Annotated in this window: 15 protein-coding genes; 2 read left to right on the top strand and 13 right to left on the bottom strand. The window is 60.8% G+C overall.

All coding sequences use genetic code 11. The features are described 5' to 3' along the window. Window positions 1-11: 11 nt before the first annotated feature. The 13 genes from AC0KVQ_RS07825 to AC0KVQ_RS07765 form a co-directional block, all read right to left on the bottom strand. A complete protein-coding gene (locus tag AC0KVQ_RS07825; protein ID WP_473420589.1) occupies window positions 12-458 on the bottom strand; it encodes a NifX-associated nitrogen fixation protein in 447 nt (148 codons plus the stop codon). After that, complete coding sequence (locus AC0KVQ_RS07820) at window positions 455-913, bottom strand: SoxR reducing system RseC family protein (protein WP_473420588.1); 459 nt, start codon at window positions 911-913, stop codon at window positions 455-457. The genes AC0KVQ_RS07825 and AC0KVQ_RS07820 overlap by 4 nt, the downstream gene beginning before the upstream one ends. A gap of 8 nt (window positions 914-921) precedes the next feature. Next, window positions 922-1,320: a NifB/NifX family molybdenum-iron cluster-binding protein gene (locus tag AC0KVQ_RS07815; protein ID WP_473420587.1), complete on the bottom strand. Its 399-nt coding sequence runs from the start codon at window positions 1,318-1,320 to the stop codon at window positions 922-924. Then, window positions 1,289-2,713 carry a nitrogenase iron-molybdenum cofactor biosynthesis protein NifN gene (gene nifN / locus AC0KVQ_RS07810; protein WP_473420586.1) on the bottom strand — a complete coding sequence of 475 codons (1,425 nt, stop codon included), beginning with the start codon at window positions 2,711-2,713 and terminating at the stop codon, window positions 1,289-1,291. Before nifN ends, AC0KVQ_RS07815 begins: the two co-directional genes overlap by 32 nt. Window positions 2,714-2,715: 2 nt before the next feature. After that, complete coding sequence (gene nifE, locus AC0KVQ_RS07805; protein ID WP_473420585.1) at window positions 2,716-4,077, bottom strand: nitrogenase iron-molybdenum cofactor biosynthesis protein NifE; 1,362 nt, start codon at window positions 4,075-4,077, stop codon at window positions 2,716-2,718. Between the two features lie 659 nt (window positions 4,078-4,736). Beyond that, window positions 4,737-5,198: a CreA family protein gene (locus tag AC0KVQ_RS07800; RefSeq protein WP_473420584.1), complete on the bottom strand. Its 462-nt coding sequence runs from the start codon at window positions 5,196-5,198 to the stop codon at window positions 4,737-4,739. Between the two features lie 2 nt (window positions 5,199-5,200). Next, complete coding sequence (locus tag AC0KVQ_RS07795; RefSeq protein WP_473420583.1) at window positions 5,201-5,806, bottom strand: DUF4202 domain-containing protein; 606 nt, start codon at window positions 5,804-5,806, stop codon at window positions 5,201-5,203. Window positions 5,807-5,843: 37 nt separating this feature from the next. Continuing rightward, complete coding sequence (locus tag AC0KVQ_RS07790; RefSeq protein WP_473420582.1) at window positions 5,844-6,458, bottom strand: trimeric intracellular cation channel family protein; 615 nt, start codon at window positions 6,456-6,458, stop codon at window positions 5,844-5,846. A 350-nt stretch (window positions 6,459-6,808) separates the two neighbouring features. Next, complete coding sequence (locus AC0KVQ_RS07785) at window positions 6,809-8,692, bottom strand: M48 family metalloprotease (RefSeq protein ID WP_473420581.1); 1,884 nt, start codon at window positions 8,690-8,692, stop codon at window positions 6,809-6,811. A 12-nt stretch (window positions 8,693-8,704) separates the two neighbouring features. Beyond that, window positions 8,705-9,271: a LemA family protein gene (locus AC0KVQ_RS07780; protein ID WP_473420579.1), complete on the bottom strand. Its 567-nt coding sequence runs from the start codon at window positions 9,269-9,271 to the stop codon at window positions 8,705-8,707. Between the two features lie 26 nt (window positions 9,272-9,297). Next, window positions 9,298-9,660: a hypothetical protein gene (locus tag AC0KVQ_RS07775; RefSeq protein ID WP_473420578.1), complete on the bottom strand. Its 363-nt coding sequence runs from the start codon at window positions 9,658-9,660 to the stop codon at window positions 9,298-9,300. Window positions 9,661-9,714: 54 nt separating this feature from the next. Further along, on the bottom strand, window positions 9,715-10,002 hold the full coding sequence (locus AC0KVQ_RS07770; protein WP_473420577.1) for a hypothetical protein: 288 nt from the start codon (window positions 10,000-10,002) through the stop codon (window positions 9,715-9,717). Window positions 10,003-10,141: 139 nt separating this feature from the next. Next, window positions 10,142-11,569, bottom strand: a complete 1,428-nt coding sequence (locus AC0KVQ_RS07765; RefSeq protein WP_473420576.1) for an MFS transporter — start codon at window positions 11,567-11,569, stop codon at window positions 10,142-10,144. A gap of 103 nt (window positions 11,570-11,672) precedes the next feature. Between AC0KVQ_RS07765 and AC0KVQ_RS07760 the strand changes: the two genes are divergently transcribed. Next, window positions 11,673-12,569, top strand: a complete 897-nt coding sequence (locus AC0KVQ_RS07760; RefSeq protein ID WP_473420575.1) for a LysR family transcriptional regulator — start codon at window positions 11,673-11,675, stop codon at window positions 12,567-12,569. A gap of 102 nt (window positions 12,570-12,671) precedes the next feature. Further along, window positions 12,672-14,936, top strand: coding sequence for a heavy metal translocating P-type ATPase (locus AC0KVQ_RS07755; protein WP_473420574.1), 2,265 nt, complete (start codon window positions 12,672-12,674; stop codon window positions 14,934-14,936). Window positions 14,937-14,962 lie beyond the last annotated feature (26 nt).

Genomic DNA, 14,962 nt, shown 5'->3' with positions numbered 1-14,962 from the left:
TGAGCTGTTTATTAAAGGTTGGCTGCTTCCGGGTATTTGCCGATCAGGCCGACAGCCACCGCAAGCATTTTTTCCGCTTCGGCCTGCATGGCCTGGGAGGTGGCGAAGCTGAAACGTCCGGCATCGCGCACGGTTTTATCGAGCACTACCAGTCGCCCGACAATCAGGACCACACGGCCGAATCCTTCGTCATTGATGTTGACGATGGTGCTCACCATCTGGCCGCACTCGCCTTCGATCAGAATGGCCAGTGCCTGGTAGAAAAGCTGTACTCGCAGCAGTGCTGCGCTATCGAGCGTGCAACCGGCTTCGGTGCCACGCTTCTTGAAATAAGGCTCGAACAATCGCTCGGCAGTCCAGGTACTGCGCACGCCATAGGTATCCGTTGCCCGGATCTGGCGCAGCAATTCCTGCATGAAGGCAGATTGAAAAACGCCGGTATCGGCAACTTCGGTCATGGCTGATTCCTCCCTTTTCCCATTGACGGCGGCACTGGCGCCTGTTGAAACAATTCCAATGATGCGGATACCCGGCGCGCCAGCCGGCCAGCCAACACGAACCCGCCCAGCAGGCCCATCGCAGCACCCAGCATGGCCATTGGTTCATCCTGCAACGCCCCCAGCAACAGGCCGACGACGAAACCGGCCAGCGGCAAGCCATACATCAGCAATGCCGCATGCCAGACCGCCTGATCCGGCATGGCCACCGCTACTGTCTCGCCCGTTTTGAGGGGGATATCCGTTTCCAGCCATATACGCTGGGCACGACCGGCATCCTGCTTGCTGCCGCAGCCGTGGTTATGCGAGCAGGCGGTACAGGCACTCTGGCGAGAGACCGCCAACTCCACCCGCTTACCATTTCGCGTCAGCACTACGGCTTGGGCATAGCGCCGGTCGGCGTCGGAACAGGTCATGGCTGCGTTCATTCTTCCCACCCCTCATCCAGAAACTTGTCGAAGCGATCCGTGCCCTCTTCGGCTTTCTTCAATCCCAGCCCCAGCCTGCCTGCCGACCAATCCGCCAGCAGCGTGTTGATACTGGCGCCCTCCGGCACCCGCACGGCTTCAAGTCCGGCGGCACGCAACTGGCGCAAGGCGCCCTGCCCGATGGCGGTACAAACCACCGCACGGCATTGCTGCAGGGCCTGAATACGCTCGGACAGGCGAACACTGTCGTGGCCCTCGCCGCTCTGGCACTGGATCACGGCACAGTGCTGCGGGCCATCGGGCTCCAGCGCGAACACATGAAAGCGCGGCGCAGAACCGAAGTGATCGTTGACGCTGTGGCCGTCAGTGCTGGCAAACGCAAGTCGCGGGCTCATGGTCTTTTTCTCCGGAACAAGAGTCAGCGTGCGCACCGCTGCGGAAACGGGAGACGTAAGGCGCGGGCTCGATGGCGTGTTCATGGTGTTCCGTCCACAGATTGCCGAGATCGAAAAAGGCCTGGCGCGCGCCGCGGTAGCCAAACCACACGCGCTGGTAGCCACCCAGCCAGTCGTATTGCGGGAAGCCGACCCGCAGCAGCGGCACTTTCAGGCGCGCCGCAACGGCGACACCGTGCGAATTGGTCATCAGCAACTCTGCACCGGCTGCGCTGGCCTCGTCTTCCCAATCCTGCAGATCGCCAACCGTGATCGACTCCAGCGACAGCTCCGCCAGCCAGGCCGGCTGCGATGGGCACACAGCGCTGACCGGCACCGCGCCCACTTCATTGAGCAAGCCAATCAACTGGCCCAGATGATCCGGCTCGGCCGCAACCGCAACCCTGGCGCCGGTGAGCATGAAGTGGCTGTCGAGCAGCGCATCCTGCAGTTGCTGCCTTTGGCGGGTAAAACCTTTGGGGACTGGCTGCCCGGACAACTCGGCCAGCGTCATCAGGATCTGGTCGGTTGCATTCAGGCCCAGACACTGATCCAACTGGATACTCGGCACTCCAGTGCGTACGGCCAACAGATCGCCGGCAGCCCGCAGGCTACGACCAAACACCAGTGTGGCAATCGCATTACCCAGATTTTCAATGGCATTGACCGATACGCCGCCTTGGCTGACCGGATTGAGCCGTGCCTCGCCCAAGTGGCCATCGAGCGAACTGGCCAGATCGGGCAACATGACCGGATTCAGCCCGAAGGCTTCGACCATCTCGGCCAGTGCTTCCTGATCGCCGGGCGTCATCCAGGCAGGGCAAAGCAGGTTGAGATTGCGGCTGGCTTCACGCTCAGTGATGCTGAAGGCTTGTCCAGAAATGAGCTGATCGATCAGGCAGTACAGCGCCTCGGCAAACCCCTGCTCGAAGCCGCCCCGGAAATCCGGCGTACTTGCCCACACCACCTTGGTTGCTTCGTATTGAGGATACTGGGCGCGGAACGACTTGATCACACGCGCCACGTCGGCGCCCTGCGTTTCGGCCAGCCCCGACGTGGCCACACCGATCAGCGCCGGTTTCTGCTTGCCGCAGAGCAGCGCCAGCGCTTCGACCAGATTCTCGTCGGCGCTCATCACCGTAGCGACGTGATCCATCGCCGTAGTCTGCAGCGGAATCGGTTCGCGGAAATGACGCACGAAAAACACCTTGGCAAAGGCCGAACAACCCTGTGCGCTGTGCAGCAAGGGAATCGTGCGTTCCACGCCGAGGTAGGCCAGTGCCGCGCCCATGAAAGCACTGCTCTTGAGCGGGTTCACCGCCAGTGGCTTGGAAGATTTTCTGATCGCTGCCATGCTTAGGCCTCCCACGGTGCGGTGCTGCGTACCAGCGGCCAGATCGGGCTGGTAATCGCATTGACCAGACGTTGCGCCAGCGTGACCATGCCGGTGTAACCGGCAAACGCGAACTCGCGTTCCTGGTTCACATCAAGGAAGGGCGTGCGCGATTTCAGACCGGTGTAGAGGTTGCGCCCACCGGCAATCAGGATGTCGGCCTGGTAACGATCGACCAGGCCCACCAGCTCGGCTGGCGTGCCCTCCTCGATCATGTGTGCTTCATCGCCCATCAGATCGCGGATACGGGCCTTGTCGGCCTCGGTGGATTTCTTGGTACCTGTCGCCACCACCTCGACCCCCAGATCCTGCAGCGCCGAGACGATCGACCAGGATTTCACCCCGCCGGTATAGAGCACGGCTTTCTTGCCAGAGAGGATCGCGCAGTACGGCGCCAGGGCTTCGTTCAGTTTGGCTTCTTCGCGCTCGATCAGTGCTTCGGTGCGCGCCATCAGATCGATATCGCCGATCAGGCGGGCAAAGTCACGTAGTGATTGACCCATGTCGCGCACGCCGTAGAAACTGCCTTCGAACCAGGGTGTGCCGTGGCGTTCCTGCAGCTTGCGCGCCACGTTCTGCAGCGCTTTCGAGCAGACCAGCATATTGGCCTTGGCCCGGTGCATCGTCTGCAACTCGGCAAAGCGGCTATCGCCCGCCAGCGTCGAGAGCACGCGCAGGCCCAGCTCGTCGAACAGCGGCATCACATGCCACAGCTCGCCGGCAATATTGAATTCCCCGATCAGGTTGATGTCATGCACGCCAGCCGGTGCGGGCTCCGGTTCGCGGGTGCCGATCACATGCTTGAGCAGCGTTTCGCCCGCGATGCGGTTGCCCAGATTCTTGCTGCCGTAGAAACCGGCGCAATCCACCGGCACCACGGGAACGCCGAATTTCGCTTCGGCCGCCTGGCACACGGCGGACAGATCCTCGCCGATCAGCGCGGTGACACAGGTGGCGTAGACAAACACGGCGGCTGGATGGAAACGGTCGATCGCCTGCTTGATGCCGAGGAACAGGCGCTTCTCGCCGCGTCCCATGATGATGTCCTGCTCGGACAGATCGGTGGTCAGCCCGTAGCGGTACAGGCCGGGCCCGCTGGTGCGTGCGCCGCGGTTATCCCAGGAGCTGCCGGCACAGCCGATCGGGCCATGCACGATGTGCGCAGCATCGCTCACCGGCAGCAAGGCGATCTGCGCGCCATCGAACGTGCAGCCACCAGCAGTCGCACCAGGCTTGGGGCGGGAACAGCCGGTCTTGGGCTTGGCCGCGTCCTGGTGCTCGCAGGCCGGTTCGGTCATCAGGGCAGTGAGGTCTCGGGCGTTCACGATGCAATCTCGACAAGGTTTGCACTACCTGTATCAAGATGCGTGCCAGCCGGACTGCGCGGATTTTCAGTGGCTTTTGCCAGTTTCTTGTCGCAGTCGCGACAAGCACCCGCCGGAATTGTTGGATTTGTGTGGAGTTGTCATGGCGGCTTGGTCTGGCCGGGAGTTCGTCCCGGCGGCCGAGTTTCTTTTCTTGCTTCGCCAAGAAAAGAAACCAAAAGAAGGCGACCCCGCTGCCACGCCCTACGGGTTCCCTTGCGCTTCTCGCCAAACGCGGCGGCTGCGAAACTCGGGCTTCGCCCTCAAACAGTCCTCGCCGAATTCCCGCGTCTGGCTGCGATGCTCGGCGTGGCAAAGGGGAAAGGTAATACTGCATACCGCAGCGAATACTCGATTGTCTGCAAGAACACCCCGAACCCCTTCAAGGCCGCCGAGTGCGCGGAGGGAGCCTTTGGCTCCCGACCAAACGAGGGTAACGCGGAGCGCCGGCCGCCCGGGGGCTGCTTTCTTTGGTGACTTTCTTTGCAGAAGCAAAGAAAGTCACTCACCCGCCGGGGTGAACTCCCGGCCAATCCCGGTAGAAAGCACCTAATGCGTTTAATCTTATTTCAACGCCTTAAAAGCATGCGAGAGAGGACTGGTGATAAGGTCGCGAAACGCTACTTGCCGCCCCACGGCATCACCGGCACCGTGGAGATGCTGTTGGCCGGCGCGCCTTCGATCAGCTTGCGGCTGATCGCCAGATACACGAGCGTGCGGTGCGCTTCATCCCACATGCGGGTGATGCGGGTTTCCTTGAACAGGATCGACGTATCCTCGGAAAAGATTACCTCATCCTTGGGCAGCTTGGCCGGCAGCGTGATCGGCCCCGTCTGGCGGCAAGCCAGCGAAAACTGCGACGGGTCCTGCGCCAGCCCGAGCGATCCGGCCACGCCGCCGGTGCGGGCCTGGCTCACATGGCAGGTCACGCCGGGAATCTTGGGATCGGAAAAGGCTTCCACGCATACCCGATGGTTGGCGCCGATCAGCTTCCATGCCGTGGTCACGCAACCGATGGTCTCTGCCTGCGCCAGCCCGGCACAGAACAGCATCACCGCAGCAAACGGGAAACGCATCCTCATGATCACTCCTCCTGGATGGCTTTCTGGATCAGCGGCAGCAGATCGGCTGGCAGCCTGATCCTGCCCGACAACGCAAAGGCCCGGCCCGCTTCCGACATCTTTTTCCAGGTCTTGCGAACGATATCCAGCCATTTTTGCTCGCTGTAATCGGGATTGTGCGCGGCAAAACCGGTCATGTAATGCTCGAGGAAAACCAGCGCCACCACATCCTCCAGCGCCTGCGTGGCGGGGTTGACCTTCATGCCGCGCTTGCCGATGGCCCGCTTCACCGAGTCAATCAGGTCGGGCTCGTAGCCGGCCTGCGCCATCAGCTCCCCCGCCAGATCGGCATGGAACTTATAGAGCGCCGTGCGCCACATCAGATAGCCTTCGCGCGTCATCGGGTAATCCTGGCGCGGAATCTTCCAGCGCTGGATATGCTGGGCGCGGCAGGCCAGACGCACCACTTCGTCGGCATCGGGCATGAAACGCCCCAGCATCTCGCTCATGCGCTGCGCATACAGCAATTCCTTGGGCCAGGACTTGCCTTCGGCAATTTCCTGATTCGGGTCTTCGGCATTGGCGGCATCGAACAGGGCGATCGCACGATCGAAACGGGTCTGGGACATGACATCTCCGAAGGAAATCAGATCAAAAGGAAGTCGCTTATTTTCTATCACGCAAGGTGGGCAAGGTGACCCGAAACGCGAGGGCGAGCAGCCGGATGACCAGAATCAACGCCATGCCACACCACGCAGAGACAACCGGTGAAACACCCAGCGCCTGCAAACCGATCAGCGCAACCGCGCCTAACCAGGCCGCCGAGGCATAAAGCTCGCCGCGCACGAACACCAGCGGCACATCGTTGCACAGCACATCGCGCAGCACGCCACCGACCACGCCGGTGATCACACCGAGAAGGCTGGCCGCCAGCCAGTGCACATGCGCGTGCAGCGCTACCTGGGTGCCGATGATGGTAAACAGCGCCAGCCCCAGCGCATCAGGCAACAGAAACAAGCGGGGTGGCAAAGACCGCCGGCGTACCAGGAAAAAACTCAGCGCCGCCGTGCCGGCAGCCGCCACCAGATACCAGTGATCCACCAGCCAGAACACGGTGCGATCAAGCAGGACATCACGCACGGTTCCGCCCCCCAGCGCGGTGGTAGTGCCGATCGTAATCGCGCCAACCAGATCCATATCCTTGCGCGCGGCATCCAGCACGCCGGTTATCGCCATGACCGCCACCGCCGCCACGCCTACCCAGTACAACAGAGCTTCCACGTTCTATACCTCGAATCCTGAGAGCCTGTTCACGATCTTTTCACCGCAGCGTTCTGTGCAGTGCCGGATAGAGGCCAAAGCACAAACCGTGCCGTGGTACGTGTACCACAAGCGGTTTGTAACGCCGGCGGCTGCCGGCAATGCCCGGAACCCGCCGGGCCAGGCAGGAAAATGGCCATCCACTGCATTGAACGTCTTGGAAATAACCCGTTATTGCCGGTGTCGTTCGCCTTGTGGCTAACCCTTTTCCTGTCTGGCGCTGCGGTGAAAAGATCGTGAACAGGCTCTGAAGCCCTGAACGATAGTGGAGGCCCGCCAGCCGGTCAAACCATGCGGTGAATCAGCGCAAGTCAGGAGGTTCGGCGCTGCCCGCACCAGACACAAATCGTGTCGGTATCAGCCATCATCGCACCGCAATGCGGACATGGAGCGCGATGCTCCGGCGTCGGCACCGTGGGGCTGCGCGGTTCATCCTGTGCGGATACAGGTTGCTGCATGTTCGAGGTTGAAACCGCTTCACTCTTATCGGTGATATCGGCGCGAGCAACTTCCGGTGAATGCGTTGCCGGTGCTGGCCGGGTGATATGGCGCGCCGCAAGCTCGTCCTCGGTTTCCATCAAATACTGCAATCCGGGCCGGCGTGCAGGTCGCCTGCGCAACAGTGACCAGATCGCCCCGGTCACGATCGCGGCCTGTATTGCCGCGCCAGCCAGGCCGCCGATCACGACCAGCGCCACGCTGCCCAGCAACCATTGCAGCAGTGGCACTTGCGCCCCGGCTGAGGCACGTTCCAGCGTCATGGCAATCGATACGCCAGCAAACATCCAGACAAAATACAGAATGAAGCAGCACCCCAGCAGCGCCAACTTGCGTTGCGGCGAAAACTGCCTGGCCGAGGTATAGCCCGCCACCGCGTAGCCGATCGAAGCAGAGATCGGCAAGGTGTTTCGAATGTCATCGACCGACAACCGTGCGCCCATCAGGATCGGCAGGATGCCGGAAATGACAAAGAAAACCACCATCGCCAACATGCCATAGCGAATGCCACGCAGGGCTGTGTGCAGCATGCCGGGCAAGCTATCCAGCCAGTCGGTCTGATCCTGTCCGACATCCTTGCTGCCAGGCTTGAAATCACGGGTTTCGGTAAACGCCTTGCCCGCCGCCGTGGCCTGCTCCAGTTCCGCCGAGGTAATCGTGCTATCCATGCCTGCCAGCGCTGCCACACGCTCACCGACGGGCGGGTGCGGATCGAACAGCTCCCAGGTTGTGATGGGTGTGAGCAGGAACAGGTGGCTGAACGCCGGATGGGCAAAACCGGCTGACTGCCTGACAGCCGTGGCACCGCCTGCAGCAATCGCACTGCTGGCCTTGCTCAAGGCGCCAGCCAGCCCTGCCGGATAGCGTGTCAGTAGCACGGCATCTGCATCGGCCAGCAGTTCTCGGCGACGCGATACCGCATGCTGGATCAGGCGCCCCACCCACGGCCACAACAAGGCCCAGATCACGAGCACCGACTGCAATGCGATCAGGATGCGCGCCTGGGGAGGAAAATCGCTGAACATCTCGGCATCGACAAAGTACAGCGGCACCGACAGCACGATTCCCAGCCACAGCACGATCCGGATCGGCAACGGAATGATCATTGTGCGCAGCATCACCGACAGCACGGTATTGAGCCTGGAATCACGATTGCCGACATGCGAGAGCTCGTGTGCGATCACGCCTTCCAGTTCCAGCCGGTCGAGCAGATCAAGCAAGCCGCGCGTGACCACCAGGCTGGCGCTTTCCGGCGTGAAGCCGACGCTGAAGGCATTGGGCAGCCAGGTATCCACGACATACAACTGCGGCTGCGGTAACCCGGCACCGATGCACAGGTTTTCAACCGTACGGACGTATTCGGATTCTTCCGGCAAGGGTGCGCGTGCACCCAGCGTATGCAAGGTCGATTCCACGGCTGCGAAATACCTGAAGGCCGCAAACGCCAGCAAGCCCAGCAGGATGAAGCCGCCCATGAGAAACCACATGCTTATCATCTGCTGCTGGCTTTGCAGGTTGGCCATCACTGCCGGCGACAACATCAGCAGCCAGACCGCGCCATATTCGACCAGAAAAGCCAGCGCCGGCAGCACCAGCACGATGAAAAAACCGAGCAGGAGGCGTGTATCGCGCACATTCTGGTCGATCCGGTCATACACCAGAACGGGGCGGGAAAACGGCTCGGCAGCACTTGCCATGTTCTGCCACTCCTACTTCCAGAAACTCACGCTGACATTGCCCTGCGCCTCTTTCGACTCGAAGAATTCAGCGGGAGTAAAGCCGAAGATCGCCGCCAGAATGGACTGCGGGAAGACCTGGATACGGATATTGAAATCGAGCACATTGCGGTTATAGAACTGCCGGGCGTAGGCAACCTTGTCCTCGATATCGTAGAGATCCCGCTGCAGTGCCATGAAATTGTCGGAAGCCTTGAGCTGGGGATAGGCTTCGACCACGGCGAACAGCCGACCCAGCGCCTGCGTGAGCATATTGTCAGCCTCGGCCGCCTGGTTGGCGCCCTGCGCCTGCTGCAAAGCCCCCCGCGCCCGGATCACTTCGGTGAGCGTATCCTGTTCGTGCGCCGCATACCCGCGCACCACCTCGACCAGATTGGGCACCAGATCGGCGCGGCGCTTGAGTTGCACATCGATTGCCGACCAGGCTTCGCGGGTACGCAGGCGTGATCGGACCAGACCGTTGTAAATCGCGATCACGACCACGATCAGCGCCAGCAACAGCACCAGCAACGAGACCAGAATCGATCCGACCACTACCATAGCCAGCCTCCTTCTTAGAGCCTGTTTCATTGCTCCTTGCGCCGGGCCAGCCCAACCAGCCAGACCAGCAACAGCGCCAGCACGGTAAATGCCGCATTGCATGCAATGGTGGCAATCGCGGTGCGATACAACTCCAGCACCAGGATATCCTCGCTGATCACCACACTGGTTTTATCCGTCACGTAGCGTTCGATATCCCAGATACGGGTACCGATGACTACGCTCAGGATGCCGATCAGAAACAGGATATAGCGCCCCCAGATGCTGCAGGCTTCTGCATCGAAGCGTTTCAGGATCAGTGCCTGGAGCGGGCGCCGGAACACGGCCACCGCCAGCAGGCTGATGACAATGGCAAGCGCCAGATTGGCGATAATCAGCACGGTAAACATCGACGTTCCCCCGTCTGCGCCCAGCCTGCGGGCCGGGACACAAGAACACAGCCCTTACTTGCCGTTTTTCTTGGGTTTCGGCTGTTTCTTGGTTTGGGCATCGCCGGATTTGGAATGCTCCAGCCCTTCTTCGCTCATGCGCTCACGCGCGCGATCCAGGCCTTGCAATTTGTCGTCACCGCTATTGCGATTGACGTTTTCCTTCGCTTTCTGACTTTGTGTCGGCACTGGCAGGGCTTCGTTCGCCTTTTTATCGGCTTGCCCACCCTTGGCGGCAACCGCACCCGCGGCAGACAACGCCAGCGCGGCGGTGGTGACAATAACCGGAATGAGTTTGATCATGGCAAGTTCCCTCCTGTAATGGGGATATCGCGGAATATCCCTTCTACAGTCAGGGTAGATCGATTCATCACAAAGCTGACAAGCCGATCTTGCTTTCAGGGGAATGAACGGCAGGGATGTGCATAAAGCCGTCAGAGGGCTAGGCTCTGCCAGTCGCTGCCAATGCGCTGGTGCGAATTCGCCAGCGGCGCACCCAACCTTCGCCGGTTGTGAGTAGCAGCAACAGCAACGCGCCGGCAGCCAGCACGAGGAAATATCCTTGGCTGGTGCCGTTCACGCCAGGGACAGTCGACAAGGGCAAGGTGTGCCCCGTTTCGCCAAACAAGGTGGCCAGGGCAATGCCACAGGCCAGCGCCACTTCGCGCACGATGTTTTTGGTCTGATAAGCATCGGAAAACACATCGGTATCGATGCCCTTGAGCGCGGTCTGCGCGGCGGCTTCCATGCCGAAAGTCGAGGATGCGCCAAACACGATCAACAGCAGCGCAAGGTACCAAGGGGCCATCTGCGCCGGCATGAACAGCATGCCGGCGGCGTAACACGCCAGCAGCAGTAGCGATGCCTGCAAAAACTTGCGCGCACCCGGGTACTTGTTGGCCAGCGAGATGGCCAGATTCAGCGTTCCCATGCAGACCAGAAAAGGCACGGCCAGCCACCACCCTGCTTGCTGCAAACTCATGCCGAATTTGTGCGACAACAACAGGGGCAGAATGTAGCCATTGGAGGCGGCCACCAGATAACAAAAAAAGAAGACGGCGATACCGGACACATAACGTCGATTGATGAAATGCCGGTATCCCAGCAACGGGTTCGGGCGGTGCCATTCGTGCACGACAAAGGCGGTGATACCGGCCAATCCCAGCCCGCCCAGCAGCAACAGCTCACGCGGTGCCTGGAGGAGTTCGTAAGGCAGGCGCTCCAGCATAAACTGCAACAGGAACACCGCTGCGGTAAGCATCAGCAAACCGCCCACATGCGGCTGGCTGCGCCCAGGCTGCTGCGCTGCCTTTTCTGGCAGCAGCCGTGCAGTCATGCCCATGGCTGCCAGCGCTGGCAGCAGCATGATCCAGAACAGCCAGCGCCAGTCCGCAATGGCCAGCAGCCAGGCACACAAAACCGGCGCCAGCATCGAGCCGGCAAAGATCCCCATGACAAACAGGCGCAACGAAACCAGACGCGAAGGCCCGCTGAACAAATTGACCTGCATCCGTGCCGCTGTGAAGAAAGTCGCACCGCCGAGCGCCTGGAGTGCGCGGGCAATGGAAAACTGCAGCATGTCCGTGGCCAGCCCGCAGGCCAGTGCACCAACCATGTACAGCGCCAATGAGCCCAGTACGTACTTGCGATAACCCAGGCTTTCCGCCAGCCAGCGGTGTTTCACGATCAGCATGATCGCCACGCTGGCATAAATGGCCGCAGCGAGGCTGAATGCCTGGGGAGAGCCGTTAAGCCCTTGAATAATGCTTGGGGCCCCCAAGGCCAGCATGCCGTTTTGCAGGAATTCCAGCGCCACCAGCAACATGATGCACAGGCGCAAAGCCAAGGGTGAAGACGGGTGCGTTTGCATGAATCGGGCAATTTAAAAGGACACCCAAGCATGCCTGTTTGCATTGATCAGATAAACAGTTACATGATTAACTTATTGTTCACATTTAATTGACAATAACACCATGTCACGACGCATCGATCTCAATCGTCTGAGTTATTTTGTCTCTGTGGTGGAAAGCGGCGGCTTCACCGCAGCAGCCGATCAACTGGGCGTGACCAAGGCACTGGTCAGCCAGCAGATCGCCAAACTGGAAGCGGAGCTTGGCATCAGCCTGTTTACCCGCAGCACCCGGCGCGTGAAGTTGACGGAAGCAGGCGAGCAGTTTTACGCCAGCAGCACCGATATCCTGGCGCAAACAGAACAAGCCATCGAGCACATCAGCATGGGTCAGGTCACGCCGCAGGGCGTGTTGCGCCTGCAGGTGCCGATGGACTATGCCACCGATGTGCTGGCACCGGTCTGTGCAGCCTTCAACCAGCTCTATCCGGCGATCCGGATCGAATTGCAGACCAGTTATGAACTGGTTGACCTGATCGCCCACCGCATCGACCTGGCGATCCATATCGGCCTGCTGCAAGATTCCACCCTGCGCGCGACACGGCTGGATGATTTCGAGCGCTGGATCGTGGCCACACCCGATTACCTGGCGCACTTTGGCATCCCCGCCACACCGCAGGATTTGCTGCAGCACCGGGTACTGATGCAGGATCAGCTACCCACGCCTGCCAGTGGTGATTTTCGGGGCGAAATGGTGAGCGTGCGACTGGCGCCAAGCTTCAGCTCCAACTCCCCCCCGGTTGTGCATGCCATGGCCCGACAAGGCGCCGGCATTGCCGCACTGGCCGATTTTCTGGTGTCGGAAGACGTACGCGCCGGGCGCTTGGTGCGTATCCTGCCGGATTGGAAAATATCCAGCGGCGGTATCTACGCGCTCTACCCTGCCCAGCGTTATGTACCGGCCAAGGTTCGCTGCTTCATCGATTTCTTCAAGGAAAATTTCGCACATCCCGCCAGATAAAGCATCAGTACGACGATGGCAGGCACTGGCGCACCGCTTGACTCCGGAGTTGCTACAGGGTGTCAGATAGAAATATTCAAACTTGTTGCCGAGGATGCGGCCATGTCCAGCCAACTTCCCTTCAATCTGGTCAAGAATCACGCAGCCAGCACCAAAGCCCGTCATGTCCCATCTGTTGCAGGCAAAGCTGCTGCAGAGCCTGCCGGCTGCGGTTGCAATCATGGTTGCGACAGCGCGGCAACCAAGCCTGAAACACAACCCATACCCGCCGGCTGCTCGCGTACCAAGTTGCATATCGCCCAGATGTGTTGCCCGACCGAGGAGGCGCTGATTCGCAAAAGCCTGGCGCGGCTGCCCGGCGTGGTGGCGCTGGAATTCAATCTGATGCAGCGGGTGCTGACCGTGGATCATCAGCCGGGCAGCCTGCCGGCAATCGAAGCCGCCATTCGCAGCATCGGCATGACCGTGCAAATACCCAACCCAGCCGGTTCAACGGCTGAACCTGCTATCAAACAGTCCGCACCCGTATGGCCACTGGTGCTGGCCGGCCTGGCCGCCATCGGCGCGGAAGCCGTGCACTGGGCCAATCTGCCGGAATGGCTCTCCGCCCTGCTGGCACTGATCACCATTTGCACATGCGGCCTGGGCACCTACCGCAAGGGCTGGCAGGCCCTGCGTCATGGTGATCTGAATATCAATGCCCTGATGAGCATTGCTGTGAGCGGGGCGCTGATCATCGGCCAATGGCCGGAAGCGGCGATGGTGATGTTCCTGTTCACGATTGCCGAGCTGATCGAGGACAAATCGCTCGATCGGGTGCGCCATGCCATTCAAGGTCTGTTGCAACTCTCGCCGGAAACTGCGACGGTGCAACACGCCGATGGCAGCTGGCGGGAAATGGCGACCCATGCCGTGGCGATCGGTAGCAGGGTTCGGGTCAGGCCAGGAGAACGCATCGGGCTCGATGGCATTATCGAGCTTGGACAATCGAGTATTGATCAAGCACCGATTACCGGCGAGAGCCTGCCTGTCGACAAGGGGCTGGGGGATGCGGTGTATGCCGGTACGCTCAACCAGACTGGTGCGTTTGAATATCGCGTCACCGCTGCGGCCAGCCAGACCACGCTGGCACGCATCATCCATGCGGTGGAAACCGCGCAAGCCAGTCGCGCGCCGGTGCAACGGCTGGTTGATCGCTTCGCCCGGGTCTATACACCGCTGGTCCTGCTCATTGCTGTGGCCGTGGCGGTGATCCCGCCACTCTGGCTGGGCGGGGCCTGGTTCGACTGGATCTACAAGGCGCTGGTGCTGCTGGTGATCGCCTGCCCGTGCGCCTTGGTCATCTCCACCCCGGTCAGTATTGTCAGCGGACTTGCAGCAGCCGCGCGGCACGGCATCCTGATCAAGGGTGGTGCTTATCTGGAGCAGGGCCGCAAACTGCGCTGGCTGGCCATCGACAAAACCGGCACGCTCACCCATGGCAAGCCGGCCCTGACCGGCATCACCCTGCTAGGCACTACCCCCCAGGCGCAAGCCATGCAGATTGCCTGCAGTCTGGCCGAACATTCCGATCATCCGGTATCGCGCGCCATTGCCCAGGCCAGCCAGGAAGAACAGATCCCACGGCTGACGGTCGATGCATTTACCTCTATTCCCGGGCGCGGTGTACGCGGCCTGATCAATGGCCAGATTCATCACCTGGGCAACCATCGCCTGATCCACGAACTCGGCCTGTGCTCGACTGAGCTGGAAGCACAGCTGGCCCCGATCGAGTCACAAGGGCAAACCGTTGTACTGCTGTGCGACGAAACACAAGTGATGGCACTGTTTGCTGTGGCAGATACGCTTAAATCGCATAGCCGCGAAGCCATTGCCGCCCTGCACAACCTGGGCATCCAGGTCATCATGCTCAGTGGCGATAATCCGCACACCGTGCAAGCGATTGCAGCCCAAGCCGGGCTGGACGATGCACGCGGTAATCAGCTGCCCGAGGACAAGCTGCAGGTGATCGAATCGCTGGCTCGCAGGGGCATCGTGGGCATGGTGGGCGATGGCATCAATGATGCACCGGCGCTGGCACGCGCCAATATCGGCTTTGCCATGGGGGCCGCCGGGTCCGATACCGCCATTGAAACCGCCGACGTGGCGCTGATGGATGACGACCTGCGCAAGATCGCCCGCTTTGTCCGGTTGTCACAAGCCACGTTTGCCATCCTGCAGCAGAACATCGCGCTGGCGCTCGGCATCAAGGCGATCTTCCTGCTGCTGACGGTGCTGGGCTACGGCACGATGTGGATGGCGGTTTTCGCCGACATGGGCACCAGCTTGCTGGTAGTCGGCAACGGCCTGCGCCTGTTGCGCAAATGAAATGAATGTACCCGTTTCGGGTAGTT

Source organism: Formivibrio sp. oc-25 (assembly GCF_055810895.1).
The sequence above is the reverse complement of the archived record's forward strand: the minus strand, read 5'-3'. Positions and strand labels throughout refer to the sequence as shown.